Source organism: Flavobacterium album (assembly GCF_003096035.1).
GTDB classification, from domain to species: Bacteria; Bacteroidota; Bacteroidia; order Flavobacteriales; family Flavobacteriaceae; genus Flavobacterium; species Flavobacterium album.
This window is the reverse complement of record NZ_CP029186.1, coordinates 1,540,594-1,555,018: the sequence shown is the minus strand read 5'-3', so window position 1 is coordinate 1,555,018 and position 14,425 is coordinate 1,540,594. Positions and strand designations below refer to the sequence as shown.

Genomic DNA, 14,425 nt, shown 5'->3' with positions numbered 1-14,425 from the left:
ACCCTTTCAGGGTTAACAGCCTGACGGTAACTAAACACAATTACAAAATCCTCGAATAATTTTGACCCTTTCTATAGCAACCCAACGGGGTTATACTGTTTAGCCCCGGGCATCGCCCGGGGAGACCGGCGCAGGATACGGAAGCCCTGAAGGGCCGTAACTACCCGGCAAGAATGTAGCTTCGCGTGAGGTATAGAGCCGATATCCTGCGGAGCCTGCCTGCCGGCAAAGGCAGGGAACGAAGCAGATAAAGGCGAAAGCCCGGGGCTGCAGCCTGCGGAAGCGGCACGCCCAAAAAAATCCTTAAATTACTTTCGAATTGATCTGTTCCAGAAGCCAGATGTAGTCTTCCTGGCGGTGTACAAAATCGCGGTCGGTTACATCGATAATCAGCACATTGAGCCCGGCCTGCGATTTGATATAGTCGAGGTACCCCTGATTGATGCTCTCGAGGTATTCGGCCTTCATATCCTGCTCATAGCTGCGCCCACGCTGCTTTATGTGGTGTAAAAGCCTTTCGGTAGTCTGGTACAGGTACACATACAGCCCCGGCCTGTGCATTTCTTTGTACATGATATCGAACAGCTTGCGGTACAGGCGGTATTCGTCTTCGCTTAAGGTTACTTTAGAGAAGATAAGCGATTTAAATATATGATAATCGGCTACAACAAAATCCCTGAACAGGTCGAATTGCGCGAGGTCATCAGTTAATTGCTGGTAGCGGTCGGCCAGGAAAGACATTTCCAGTGAAAAGGCATAACGGGCCTGGTCCTTATAGAATTTTGGAAGGAACGGGTTATCGGCAAAACGCTCAAGGATAAGCTTGGCATTGAAATCTTCGGATATCTTACCGGCAAGGGTGGTCTTTCCTGCGCCTATATTCCCTTCTATGGCAATGTAATTGAAGGTATGCGGCCGTAAACCGGCCAGTGGTGCCGGTAGCTGTAATACGAATTCGCACCTTCCGGTATCGCCGCTTTGTGCTATCAGGGCATTCACATCCAGCTTCAATATGGGATGGATCCAGTCGTGGGCCACGTCGCGCAACGGGTAGAGCACGAAATTGCGCAGGTGCATGCGCGGGTGCGGTATGTGCAGGTGCTCTTCGTTAATAACCTCATTATTAAAGGCAATAATATCAATATCGATAGTTCGCGACGTATGTCTTTCGGTGGCGCTACGTGTGCGTCCGCCTTCCAGTTCTGCGGCAAGCAACTCACTTAGCAGTTGTGATGCGGTTTTGGCAGTATTCACGACGATGGCACAATTGTAAAAATCATCGCCTTCGAACCCAAATGCAGGGTTTTCATAAATACCCGAAACAGCCGTTACCGTGGCAATTTTGGTATGGATGGTGTCGATGGCCCATTGCAGGTTTTCGAGCCTGTTGCCCATGTTGCTGCCCAGCGATAAGATGGCGGTGTTTTGGAATCTCATAGGCTGCAAAGTAAGCAAACATTCAAATGCGATTGCCGGTTGTTGATAAATTTGGCTATTGCAACAAAATTAAAAATGGAACGCGAATCGGGCGTATGAACGCGGATTTCTGTCGGCATAAAATTCCTGTAATTCATACCTTAACTTTCATGAAACTTTTATCTCCTGTTGCTTTGTAACATAATGCTTACTTTTGCTACTTATATAAAAAGTAAATATTATAATTTTTATGAATACTACCCCAAATCAGCCTTATCCTTATAAACCGGCGAAAACCGGCCCTTCATTTTTCAAAATGCTGCTGGCTACCCTAACAGGGCTTTTCCTTTTTTGCTTCCTGTTCTTTATCCTTTTCCTCATCATAGTAGGCGTTGCCGCTGCAGGTGGTGAAAAACAAACCGCGCAGGTAAAAGACAATTCGGTGATAGAGCTTGACCTGAGCAAAGTTACCGAAGACTATTCCGGCACATTTTACAACGACGAATACAGCTTCCTGAACTCTGAACCGCACGAAGGCCTGTCGGATGTATTGAGGGCGATAGAATCGGCTAAGAAAGACGACCGCATCAAGGGCATTTCGATAACCAACGGCATGACGATGCTGGGTATCGCACAGATAAAATCGTTGCGTGACCAACTGGAGGATTTTAAAAAAGCAAAGAAATTTGTGGTAGCCTACTCCGACAATTATACCCAAAGCGATTATTACCTTAACTCGGTAGCCGATACGCTGTACCTGAACCCGGTGGGCGAGGTAGATTTCAAAGGGTTATCATCAGAAGTGATGTTCTTTAAGGACCTGCAGGAAAAAACAGGCGTGAAGATGGAAGTGATACGCCATGGGAAATACAAAAGCGCGGTGGAACCGTTCCTGGCCAACGAGATGAGCCCTGCCAACAGGGAGCAGATCACTGCCATGCTTACCTCGATATGGGCATCGGTTGCAGATGACATTTCGAAAAGCCGCAACATTCCGCTGGACAGCATCAACAGCATTGCCGAGAACCTGAAAGGCCGTACGCCTGAAATGGCAAAAGCAAACAAGCTGATCGACAAGATAGGCTATGAAGACGAATACCACAACGGCATCAAAAAGGCGCTGAAAGTAAAGAAAGACGAAGATTACAACTCGGTTGACATACTGGATTATGTAGATGCTACGGCGCTTGACGGATACACATCCGGCGCTAAGGACGATATCGCTATCATTTACGCGCAGGGCGAAATTACCGGCGGCGAAGGCGGTCTTACGGCTATTGGCGAAGACCCAATGAGGGAATCCTTCAAGGCGGCGCTTGAGGACGACAATGTAAAAGCCATTGTGCTCCGCGTGAACTCCCCGGGCGGAAGCGCACTTACATCGGAACTTATATGGAGGGAAATTGAGCTTGCCAAAAAGAAAAAGCCGGTAGTGGTATCGATGGGCAACTATGCGGCATCGGGAGGCTATTATATTTCGTGTAACGCCAACAGGATATTTGCCGAGCCGGGCACCATCACAGGTTCAATAGGCGTATTTGGCGTACTGCCGAACATGTCTGAACTATCCAACAGGATAGGGATACATACCGAGCAGGTGAGCACACACAGCAATGCATCGGGCTACAGCCTGTTTACGCCGTTGCAGGACAATACCCGCGAGGTGATCCAACAAAGCATTGAACGCGTGTATACCACTTTTGTGAACCGCGTGGCAGCAGGCCGCAAAATGAGCTTTGAACAGGTTGATGCTATAGCACAGGGCCGTGTATGGACCGGAAGCGAGGCGCTGAAAAATGGCCTTGTAGACGAATTGGGCGGAATGGACGATGCCATAAAATATGCTGCCAAACTTGCCAAGATAAAAACGTACAACACTGTGAACTTTCCTGAATATGAAATGACTTTTGAAAAGCTGTTTGCAGGCCTTAGTGGAATGCCATTTGCCAAAACGAAAGAAGAGTTCATTAAGGAAGAAGTGGGCGAGCAAAACTACCAGATGATCGAGCGCCTGAGACGGGTTAGCCAGCTAAGGGGCACACAGGCTATCATGCCGTATGAAATAAACATCCGATAACTGCGTTATACAAATACGACTGCTTAAAATTTAACCACATAGCTATCCTGACATAACTATGTGGTTATTTTATTTTTTGAATATTGGGGCAGTTGCAATATCTTTAAGGCAAATATTACAAAATAAAAAACATGGCTAAGAAAATCCTGAAATGGACCGGGATAACCCTGCTGGTTATCATTATAGCGCTGGCGGCAGCGCCTTTCCTTTTTAAGAACAAGATAAAAGAGATGATCGTTAAGGCCATCAACGAGAAGGTGGATGCTACCGTGGCTTTCGAGGACGTAAGCCTGAGCCTTTTCAGCAGCTTCCCGAAAGCGAATGTGACTGTTGATAAGCTTAGTATTATCAATAAAGCGCCTTTTGCAGGCGATACGCTGGTATATATGGGCGAGCTGAACCTTGACATGTCTGTAAAAGAACTTTTTAAAGGCGATGGCGAGCCGATGAATATCGAATCGTTAAGCACGAAAGATGGAGTCATCAATATCCTATTTAATAAAGACGGCGTGGGCAACTTTGATATCGCCTTAAAAGATAAGGACGAAAAACCGTCAGATGCCAAAGAAAGCAAGCCGTTCGCGCTGAACGTGCAGGATTATAAGATAGAGAATCTTCGCTTTAAATATTACGACGAGCGCTCGAAAATAAAAATGGTGATCGACAGCCTGAACCACGAAGGTAAAGGGAATTTTGCCGCAAGCAAGCTGGACCTGGACACCAAAACCACCGCAAGGCTTACGCTGGATATGGATAAGACCAACTACATGCGCAATGTAACGCTTAGCCTAGATGCCGTGCTTGGACTCGACCTTGAAAAGAGCATTTATACTTTTAAAAATAACAAAGCGCTCATCAACCAATTGCCGCTTGAATTTGACGGAAGCCTTGCCATGGTGGAAGCCGGGCAGCAATTCGACCTGACTTTTAAAACACCGACCTCATCGTTCAAGAACTTTTTGGGACTGATACCGGAAGCGTATTCGGGCAACCTGGCAGCTGTAAAGACAGAAGGCGATTTTACCATCAACGGTAAAGTGAACGGGCTGAACAGCGACAACAGCGTGCCGAAATTCAATATCGCAATCGCATCGAACAATGCTTCATTCAAATATCCTGACCTTCCGAAATCGGTGCAGAATATCGTGATCGATACCAAGATCATCAACGTGACAGGCGTACTGAACGATACCTATGTAAACCTTGACAAGCTGTCGTTCCGTATTGACCAGGATGTCTTCGATGCCAGCGCCAGCATAAAGAATATCGTGGAAAACCCATTGGTGGATGCCAAACTGAAAGGCACCATTAACCTGACCAATTTCGGGAAAGCTTATCCTGTAAAGCTGGACATGCCGTTATCGGGTATGCTGAAGGCGGATGTGGAAACGAAATTCGACATGCAGGCCGTAGAAAAGAGCCAGTATGAAAAGATACAGAATAATGGTACCTTAAGCCTGAGCGGTTTCAACTATTCCGGTGAGGGCATGGCGAAGCCTATTGTGATCAAACAGGCAGATGTAGCCTTCAACCCAAGCCGCATTACACTAAGCAAATTTGATGCTAAAACAGGCGGTTCGGACATATCGGTTACCGGTACAATTGATAATTTTTACGGATTTATATTCAAAGATCAGACACTTAAGGGGAATTTCAATATGAATTCCGATAAGCTATTAGTTGCCGATTTCATGGCTCCGGATACCAAAACGACTACTACGAAAAAAGACGGCAAGGAAGTAAAGAAAACCACTACTGCAAGCGATGCCGTAAAAATTCCGGCATTTCTGGACTGTACCATTACAGCCAAAGCCAATACGGTAGTGTATGACAACCTGAACCTGAAAGACGTTTCGGGTAAGATGATCATAAAAGACGAGGCAGTTTCCATACAAAACCTGAAGACATCCGTCTTCGGGGGACTTATAGGGGCAAACGGCAGCGTATCGACTAAAGGCGCGGCACCGGCCTTTGACATGGATCTTTCGCTAAACAGCGTAGATATTACACAATCATTCACGCAATTGGAGATGCTGAAATCCATTGCGCCTATCGCTGATGTGATTACCGGTAAGATCAATACAACTATAAAACTTTCGGGAAAACTTGATGCCAAGGAAATGACACCCGACCTCAAGTCCCTAAGCGGCGACCTGATGGGGCAACTGCTTTCTACTTCGGTTAACCCGGAGAAATCAAAAGTGCTGACGGCGCTTACCAGCAACCTGAAGTTCCTTGATCTGAAAAAACTGAACCTGAACCAGAAAATAGGGTTGACTTTCGAGAATGGCAAGGTAAATATCAAGCCTTTCAACCTGAAATACCAGGATATCGACGTAAAGATCAGCGGGCAGCACGGCTTCGACCAGACGATGAGTTATAATGTTGCTTTCGATGTGCCTGCCAAATACTTGGGCAACGAAGTAACCAAGCTGCTAAGTTCACTGAAAACCGATGCCAGCAAAATAAGCGTTCCGGTGAATGCCGTTATTACAGGGAACTTCAAGAACCCGAAAGTAAGTACCGACCTTTCCAAATCGGTTACAAGCCTCACTACGCAGTTGGTACAGCAGCAGAAAGACAAGTACCTGAACCAGGGTATTGATAAAGGCAAGGACCTTTTGGGCGGCCTGCTGGGCGGCAACAAGAACACTTCGACAACAAAAGATACAACTACTACCACAAAACCGAAAACCAGCGAGCAGGTAAAACAGCAGGTTGAGGAAAAAGCCAAGCAAGGCGCCGGCAAGCTAATGGAAGGGTTGTTTAAGAAGAAGGAGAAGAAAGACGAGAAATAGTTATTGGTTGATGGTTGTCAGTTGATGGCCTCACTCAATACTAAATTAAGCACCCGTCAGGTTTTAGGACTTGACGGGTGTTTTTTTGGTCTCATCCCCAGCCTCTTTCCAAGGAGAGGGGAGCAAGCTACACTCAAACGAAAAACAACTGTCAATGTAAGCTTGACAGGTGTTTTTTATGTTCTACAAGAATTATAATTATTGATTTAAACAATATGGTTATCTATTCTTTTTGAAACTGCCTGAATTTTGACCCTCAGGACCTTCATTTAAATATTCTCCATCGATATAAAAGAGGAAGCTTCCATAAATTTTTTCTTTTCTATCGGGCTCATTATAATTGTGCCAATTTTCTAAATCAATGGTGCAGTATCCATCTTCTGACAACGTCCATTTTCCTTTGTTAGAAAATTTTAACGTATCCTTTTTATAATATTGAAAATAAGTTCCATCGGTATTTATGATCACATGTTAACTGCCGATTCATCGTTTGTATTATAATATTTACCTTCACAATCACATGTACATGATTGAAATATGACCGACAAAATCACTATGACGATAAGTATACTTTTTTTCATACTCCTTTAATTATTGATAATCCTTTCGACTGTCAACTGTCAACCATCAACTGGCAACCAAATCACACATTTATCTGCACCACAAATCCCTCATACGCCCGCACATTAAACACGGTGCCGTCTTCAAAAATGAGGTATTGGCCTTTGATGCCCATTAGCTTACCGCTAAAAACAGGCGTAGTAGCAATATTGAGGCTGCTTATTTTTTTAGGGTATTCCAAAACAGGATATTGGAGCTCGTACAGCTTTTCCGGGGTGGTGGCAAAGTAATCGCGCACTTCGTCGGGCAGGAGCTCCTGAACCTCGTTGCGGCGCGCTATAAGGTCGATTAGTGTAATGTCGTTGAGCAACATCTTCTTCCAGTTGATCTTGTCGGAAAAGTGGCTTTTGAGGGCGACCTCGGTGATACCAGCCAGGTAGCGGTTGGGCACTTCTACCAACGGTGTTGCAAAGGATGCCCCCTGGTCGATCCAACGGGTAGGCACCTGCGTTTTGCGCGTTACCCCTACTTTCATGCCGGAAGCTGATGCAAGGTAAACCACATGGGGCTGCAGCTGCACTTTCTTTTCGAATTCCAGGTCGCGGTCGGCAACGTCAAGGTGTGCCGTGCTGAGCTCGGGACGCATGATCCAGTCGCCCGCCGAAGGGATGCTGTAAAAACAGTCGTAGCAAAAGCCCATGCGGTAGATCTTCTTTTTTTTAGTACAGTTAAGGCAGCTGAAACCCATAAAATTGATCTCAAAATCTTCACCCAATAACTGGTTCACATTCAAAAAACTATTTTCGAACACCATGTAGTATTGTATGGGATTGCCGGGCTCGGTTTGCATTTTTGTGAGAACGCCTTCGTATTGCATGGAAAATTTAGTATTTTTATGGGCATAAAGATACTAAAATATGGCATTGCCGATAATCAATTCAATTGCTTCTTGGATACTGAAGAAACGCATCCACCAGATGGAATTGTTTATGAAATACCCCAATGAGGTTCAGGAAGAGCTGCTTATGAACCTGGTACGCAACGCGGAAAGCACTGTGACCGGGGTGAAATATGAGTTTGCTTCCGTGAAGAATTACCGGGCTTTTGCCGAAAGGGTGCCGGTATCCTCGTATGAAGACCTGGAACCAATGATCGAGCAGACCCGCCGTGGCGAGCAGAACGTTTTTTGGCCTACGCCGATAAAATGGTTCGCTAAATCGAGCGGGACGACCAATGCCAAATCCAAATTCATTCCGGTAAGCACAGAGGCGCTCGAAGACTGCCATTACAAAGCGGGAAAGGACCTGCTGTGCCTCTATCTCAACAATAATGAAGACTCGCAGCTGTTTACCGGGAAAAGCCTCCGCCTGGGCGGAAGCAAGCAGCTTTACGAAGACAATAACACCTTTTTTGGCGACCTTTCGGCTATATTGATAGACAACATGCCTATGTGGGCCGAGTTCAGCAGTACACCGAGTAACAAAACATCGCTGATGAGCGAATGGGAGACTAAGCTGGCCGCCATTGTAAAGGAGACCATGGTGGAGAACGTGACCAGTTTTGCAGGTGTCCCGTCATGGATGCTGGTGCTTATGAACCGCCTGCTCGAAGAGACCGGAAAGAGCAACCTGCTGGAGATATGGCCTAACCTTGAAGTGTACTTTCACGGCGGCGTGAGCTTTGAGCCCTACCGCGAGCAATACAAAAAGATCCTGCCGAAAAGCGACTTTAGGTACTATGAGATTTACAATGCTTCCGAAGGCTTTTTTGCCATACAGGATTCTAACGACAGCAACGAACTGCTGCTTATGCTTGACTATGGCATTTTTTACGAATTCATCCCGATGGATACTTTTGGCACACCCAATCAAAGGGTTATCCGCCTGGCTGATGTGGAACTGAACAAGAACTATGCTATCGTGATTACCACCAATGCCGGGCTGTGGCGCTACATGATCGGCGACACCATTCGCTTTACCTCCCTGGATCCCTACCGTATAAAGGTGACCGGGCGCACGAAGCACCACATCAATGTTTTTGGCGAAGAGCTAATGGTAGAAAATACCGATACCGCTATCGCAAAAGCGTGTGCCATTACCGGGGCTGAGGTGATCGACTATACAGTGGCTCCCGTATTTATGGACGGCCGGGAAAAGGGCGCGCACGAATGGATCATTGAATTTAAGAATGTTCCCGATGATGTGGAGCACTACCGCAAGACCCTTGATGAAGCGCTACAGTCACTAAATTCGGATTACGAAGCAAAGCGCTATAATAATATGACCCTGAACCCCCTCGTACTGAACGTTGCGCGGCCAAAGCTTTTTTATGACTGGCTGAAGGAGCAGGACAAGCTGGGCGGGCAGCACAAGATACCAAGGCTTTCGAATGAGCGCCATTATCTGGAACAGCTGAAAGCGATGCAGGTTGAGGATGGATCAATGGCTTAATTATTCCTATATGATAACCAAACGTAACGCCACACTGTTTTTAGTACTTATAAATATTTCTGTATGTCTTGCACAGGGAAAGCTGTCGCCGACAAAACTCAATGCAAAGCAATTGCCGGAAGGAATTGAGTATGAAGGAAAGGTAAAGTCGGCTTTGCAGTGGAAAGATGCCAATGGCGACAATATTTTAATTACTACCGAAACAGGGATTTATACAAGCAAGAAATTCAAGCATGAAGATGATGGGCGAGATGCTGAATTGTTTGCGTACCATTACATCATGAAAGGTGGTAAACCGTTACAAACGTGGAAGGTCTATGATTACATCTCGGACTGCCCCTTAGATATCGAGGCCAACTTCGTATCAGACCCACCAAACATTACCGATCTGGACAATGATGGCTTTGCGGAAGTATGGATGGTTTATAAGACAGCCTGTCGTGGCGACGTGAGCCCCGCAGATATGAAACTCATCATGTACGAAAACGGAAAAAAACATGCCATGCGGGGAACCGAAAAAATGCTACAGGGAGTTGACGAAAAAGGAAATAAAAGCTATGACGGTGGTACATATAAATTTGATCCCGCTTTTACCAATGCGCCGGAAAGCTTCCGGGTATTCGCAAAAAAATTATGGAAGGAAAACCTTTACTTTGTTCCATCCACGGGAGAGCCTAAAAAACTTTAACACAAAGATTTACAGCGATTTAAAGTTTGGCATTACCTTTGCATTTATATGCTAAACTGAAATGATATAATGAAAAGGAAAACACTCTTAACACTTGCTGCTGCCGGATTATTATTATTAACCTCATGTGGCCCGCAGGTGCATCGCTACGGCTGCTCAAGGCGCCGATGCATCGTGGAAAACGACAAAACAGATAAGACACCGATGCCTGCTGAAGGCGTTACCAAAAAGACAAAAGCCATCGTGTAAACGATGGCTTTTTTGTTATGTGCTATTTATTACTTCATCTCGACTGCGCTCGATGTGACAACGGAAATAATATAAACGTAAATATGATAATCACGTTGTCAGTTCGAGCGCAGTCGAGAACAGTATTGCTTACGATGCTGCTTTCAAACGCTTCAACAACGTCCTGTTCAGATGGTGCTCCACATAGTCTTTGTCAATGTGCAGTTCTTTCTCATCCGATCCCGGAAGTTCGTACATCGCTTCGGTAAGGATGGCTTCGCATAGCGAACGCAGTCCCCTGGCACCGAGTTTGTACTCCAATGCTTTTTCCACGATATAATCGAGTGCATCGTCTTCAACGGTTAGCGCTACATCATCCATTGCAAAAAGCTTTTGGTACTGCTTTACAAGGGCATTTTTAGGCTCTGTAAGGATCGCACGTAGCGTTTCCCTGTCGAGGGGGTCCATGTGTGTGAGTACCGGCATACGCCCGATGATTTCGGGTATCAGGCCGAAGTCCTTAATGTCTTTCGGGATGATGTACTGCAGCAGGTTGTCTTTATCGATATTATCGGTATTGCGCGATGTGCTGTAGCCCACTGCCTGGCGGTTAAGCCTTTTGGATATGATGCGTTCGATACCATCGAACGCCCCGCCTGCTATGAACAGGATGTTCTGCGTGTTCACCTCTATGAATTTCTGGTCCGGGTGCTTCCTTCCCCCTTTCGGAGGAACGTTTACAACCGTACCTTCAAGCAGCTTCAATAACGCCTGCTGCACGCCCTCACCGGATACATCGCGTGTAATGGACGGGTTATCGCTTTTACGCGCAATCTTGTCGATCTCGTCGATAAACACGATACCACGCTCGGCTTTCTTTACATCATAATCGGCTACCTGCAAAAGGCGCGTCAGTATGCTCTCCACGTCCTCACCCACATAGCCAGCCTCAGTAAGCACCGTGGCATCTACAATGGTAAGCGGTACGTTGAGCATACGGGCAATGGTTTTGGCCACAAGCGTTTTGCCTGTACCCGTTTGCCCCGCCATGAGGATGTTGCTTTTTTCAATCTCCACATCATCATCGCCCTGTTGCTGCATCAGCCTTTTATAGTGATTGTACACCGCAACTGACAGTACTTTTTTGGTCTGGTCCTGGCCAATAACATATTGGTCAAGGAACGCCCTTATTTCTTTTGGTTTTTTAAGTTCCAGTTCGGCGGCCATGGCAGTCGACCCGCTTTGGCGCAGCTCTTCCAGCACGATGCCGTGGGCCTGCTCAATGCATCGGTCGCAAATGTGTGCGCTTATGCCCGCAATTAGCAGGTTGGTTTCCGGCTTCTTCCTGCCGCAAAAGGAACATTCTAATACTTCTTTCGCCATCTTTTTATTTGCTTATATAACCTAAGACGCGTTTTTTGCGCCTTAGGTTGCTATAAACGGAAAATTTTATTTTTTATTCTCTTACCAATACTTCATCTATCATTCCATACTCCTTAGCTTCAGGGGCTTTCATCCAGTAATCCCTTTCGCTGTCCTTGTGTACTTTCTCATAGCTCTGGCCAGAATGCTTCGCGATGATCTCATACAATTCTTCTTTCAGCTTCAGCATTTCGCGAAGGTTGATCTCCATATCGGTAGCAACACCCTGTGCACCGCCCGATGGCTGGTGGATCATTACCCTTGAATGCGGCAATGCCGAACGTTTTCCGGCAGCGCCCGCACAAAGCAATACAGCACCCATAGAAGCCGCCATACCTGTACAGATCGTAGCTACATCCGGTTTGATATACTGCATGGTGTCATACATGCCAAGGCCTGCATAAACGCTTCCGCCCGGCGAGTTGATGTAGATTTGGATGTCTTTAGAAGCATCGGTGCTTTCTAAGAACAGCAATTGCGCCTGAACGATGTTAGCCACCTGGTCGTCGATGCCTGTACCAAGGAAAATAATCCTGTCCATCATAAGGCGCGAGAACACGTCGATCTGTGCAACGTTCATCTGGCGCTCCTCCATGATGTAAGGCGTAAGGTTCATTGGGTTCATCGGCGTAACGCGGCCAACGATCTTATCATAATATAAATTGTTCACACCGTGGTGCTTGGTAGCATATTTTTTGAATTCTTTACCGTAGTCCATAGTTTTTGTAAAATTTTTTTAAGTTTATTAAAAGAAACGAAAAAACGTCAGCCCCATTATGGCCTGACGTTCAAAGATACTCATTTTTTGCGAGAATTATTCTCCGTACATTTCTTTGATAAAGTCCTGATAAGTAACTTCTTTGGTTGTATAGCTTACTTTTTCTTTGAAAAGGTTCATCATTTTTTCGCTCATCACCTGTTCAGAAAGGCGCTTCACCTCATCTTTGTTAGAAAGCACCCTTGCCACGATCCCATCTACATCAGCATCGGTCGGGTTCAGCTGGCCGAACTGTGCCATCTGTTTTTTGATTACCTCAGCTGTATACGCCTTCAGGTCTTCAAAAGTAAGCTGCAGGTTGTTCTCGCTCATTACCTTGCCTTCAATAAGCTGGTAGCGAAGACCGTTCTCAGAACGCTTGAACTCCTCCTCAGCCTGCTCCGGCGTAAGGGTCTGCTCGCCTGCCGTCTGAAGCCATTTTACCAGGAATTCAGCCGGAAGGTCGAATTTTGTATTAGCGATAAGCGACTCCGTAACATCGTTCAGGAATTTCTGGTCGGCCTGCTGGGCAAATTGCTGCTCGGCATCTTCCTTAATCTTTTCTTTAAGCTGCTCTACAGAAGTCACGTTGCCTTCGCCGAAAAGCTTGTCGAAAAGTTCCTGGTTAAGCTCTGTTTTCTCGTGCGTGTTTATTTCTTCAATGGTGAAGTTCACCTCAATGTCAAGTCCGTGCACGTCATCGTGGCCTACAGCAAGGTAATCCATAAGCTTGTGGTCGTCGTCAAAAAGGCCTTTAGTACCGATAGTAACCACATCGCCTACTTTTTTGCCGATGAATTTCTTCGCTGCTTTTTTATCTTTAAATACCTCTGTAGTGATGGTCGTCCTGTTGTTGATGCCTTTTTCCTCATTAGTAAAAGTACCAACGATATCATCTCCTTCTTCAACTTTATCTTTAGATACCAGCTTGCCGTACTGCTTCTGGATGCGCTCTACCTGCTCGTCCAGCATTTTATCGTCAGCAATAATGTTATATTTTACCACATTGTTTTTAGCGCCAAGGTCCACGCTGAATGCCGGTGCAAGGCCAAGCTCGAATTCGAAGGCGTAATCATCCGCATCCCAGTTGAAATCTTCCGTTACTTTCGGAAGCGGGTTGCCAAGGATGTCAAGTTTTTCCTCAACAAGATAATCGTTAAGGGAAGTTTGCAGCAATTTGTTCACTTCGTCAAGCAAAACCGCCTTGCCGTATTGTTTCTGGATAAGGCTCATAGGCACCGCACCTTTCCTGAATCCCGGAATAGAAGCGTTTTTTCTGTAATCCTGTAAAACTTTATCTACTTTTTGCTTGTAATCGTCTTTCGTAACATTCACTGTTACCACTGCATTCAATGCGTCTTTATTCTCTCTTGTAATATTCATTCTACTATGTGTTTATACCATCAAATTTGGGATGCAAAATTACTGTTTTTTTACAACCCGTACAAAGTTTTTAAAATATTGTATTACAAGATGGTGAAAAAATAAATAGTCTGTTGTTGCGTCCCCGGGCGATGCCCGGGGCTATTATGTTTAACCCTTTCAGGGTTGCATAGCGAAATAGGCAGAAACGCAATAAAGCCGAAAGATGCCAGTGAATAAAAACAACAGGTATTACGACTTCTTTTCCTCCTTCGTAAGCCCCGACACCAATGACTGGCAGAACGACAACACCAAACTGAAAAGCAGCGCATACCAGAAGCCGTCTACGCGAAACCCGTCCACAAGCTCATCGCAAAGCATGATAATGATGGCGTTGATGACAAGGAGGAACAGCCCCAGTGTAAAGATGGTGGCCGGCAGCGTGAACAATACCAGCAGCGGTTTTACGAAAATATTCAGCAGTCCCAGCACAAGGGCTACCAATAATGCCGTCATGTAATTATGCACATGAACGCCCGGAAGCAGGTGGGCCAGCAGCATTACAAAAACAGTAGTAAAGAATATGTTGATAAGGGTTTTCATTTGTAAATAATTACTGTAAAAATACAAAAAGCGCCCCGAAACCGGGACGCTTTTTAGGGAAAT

The 14,425-nt window shown here is 45.8% G+C and carries 12 protein-coding genes; 5 read left to right on the top strand and 7 right to left on the bottom strand.

The genetic code is table 11. The features are described 5' to 3' along the window. Positions 1–303 precede the first annotated feature (303 nt). Positions 304–1,437, bottom strand: coding sequence for a 2-amino-4-hydroxy-6-hydroxymethyldihydropteridine diphosphokinase (folK, locus tag HYN59_RS06755; protein WP_108777549.1), 1,134 nt, complete (start codon positions 1,435–1,437; stop codon positions 304–306). A 229-nt stretch (positions 1,438–1,666) separates the two neighbouring features. Here folK and sppA point away from each other — a divergent pair, with 229 nt between their 5' ends. Next, positions 1,667–3,493 carry a signal peptide peptidase SppA gene (sppA, locus tag HYN59_RS06750; RefSeq protein WP_425433071.1) on the top strand — a complete coding sequence of 609 codons (1,827 nt, stop codon included), beginning with the start codon at positions 1,667–1,669 and terminating at the stop codon, positions 3,491–3,493. Positions 3,494–3,624: 131 nt separating this feature from the next. Further along, positions 3,625–6,291 carry an AsmA-like C-terminal region-containing protein gene (locus HYN59_RS06745; RefSeq protein WP_108777548.1) on the top strand — a complete coding sequence of 889 codons (2,667 nt, stop codon included), beginning with the start codon at positions 3,625–3,627 and terminating at the stop codon, positions 6,289–6,291. A 219-nt stretch (positions 6,292–6,510) separates the two neighbouring features. Here the strand turns inward: HYN59_RS06745 and HYN59_RS06740 are convergent, their stop codons facing one another. Both HYN59_RS06740 and HYN59_RS06735 read right to left on the bottom strand, forming a co-directional pair. Next, on the bottom strand, positions 6,511–6,759 hold the full coding sequence (locus tag HYN59_RS06740) for a hypothetical protein (RefSeq protein ID WP_108777547.1): 249 nt from the start codon (positions 6,757–6,759) through the stop codon (positions 6,511–6,513). Between the two features lie 175 nt (positions 6,760–6,934). Then, positions 6,935–7,729 carry a DUF2797 domain-containing protein gene (locus tag HYN59_RS06735; RefSeq protein WP_108777546.1) on the bottom strand — a complete coding sequence of 265 codons (795 nt, stop codon included), beginning with the start codon at positions 7,727–7,729 and terminating at the stop codon, positions 6,935–6,937. A 40-nt stretch (positions 7,730–7,769) separates the two neighbouring features. On the opposite strand from HYN59_RS06735, the gene HYN59_RS06730 reads away from it, so the two are divergent. From HYN59_RS06730 to HYN59_RS06720, 3 genes are all read left to right on the top strand, one after another. After that, positions 7,770–9,302: a GH3 auxin-responsive promoter family protein gene (locus HYN59_RS06730; RefSeq protein ID WP_108777545.1), complete on the top strand. Its 1,533-nt coding sequence runs from the start codon at positions 7,770–7,772 to the stop codon at positions 9,300–9,302. Between the two features lie 10 nt (positions 9,303–9,312). Further along, positions 9,313–9,990, top strand: coding sequence for a M949_RS01915 family surface polysaccharide biosynthesis protein (locus HYN59_RS06725; RefSeq protein WP_146185881.1), 678 nt, complete (start codon positions 9,313–9,315; stop codon positions 9,988–9,990). Positions 9,991–10,059: 69 nt separating this feature from the next. After that, positions 10,060–10,239 carry a hypothetical protein gene (locus tag HYN59_RS06720; RefSeq protein WP_108777543.1) on the top strand — a complete coding sequence of 60 codons (180 nt, stop codon included), beginning with the start codon at positions 10,060–10,062 and terminating at the stop codon, positions 10,237–10,239. Between the two features lie 129 nt (positions 10,240–10,368). Here HYN59_RS06720 and clpX read toward each other — a convergent pair whose 3' ends face one another. From clpX to HYN59_RS06700, 4 genes are all read right to left on the bottom strand, one after another. Then, a complete protein-coding gene (gene clpX / locus HYN59_RS06715) occupies positions 10,369–11,601 on the bottom strand; it encodes an ATP-dependent Clp protease ATP-binding subunit ClpX (protein WP_108777542.1) in 1,233 nt (410 codons plus the stop codon). A 73-nt stretch (positions 11,602–11,674) separates the two neighbouring features. After that, the gene (clpP, locus tag HYN59_RS06710; protein WP_108777541.1) at positions 11,675–12,358 is read right to left on the bottom strand and encodes an ATP-dependent Clp endopeptidase proteolytic subunit ClpP; all 684 of its coding nucleotides are present in this window, start codon (positions 12,356–12,358) and stop codon (positions 11,675–11,677) included. Between the two features lie 96 nt (positions 12,359–12,454). Further along, positions 12,455–13,780 (bottom strand): trigger factor, encoded by a 1,326-nt coding sequence (tig, locus tag HYN59_RS06705; protein WP_108777540.1) that lies wholly within the window; start codon positions 13,778–13,780, stop codon positions 12,455–12,457. Positions 13,781–14,011: 231 nt separating this feature from the next. Then, positions 14,012–14,362 (bottom strand): phage holin family protein, encoded by a 351-nt coding sequence (locus HYN59_RS06700; protein WP_108777539.1) that lies wholly within the window; start codon positions 14,360–14,362, stop codon positions 14,012–14,014. Positions 14,363–14,425: the final 63 nt, after the last annotated feature.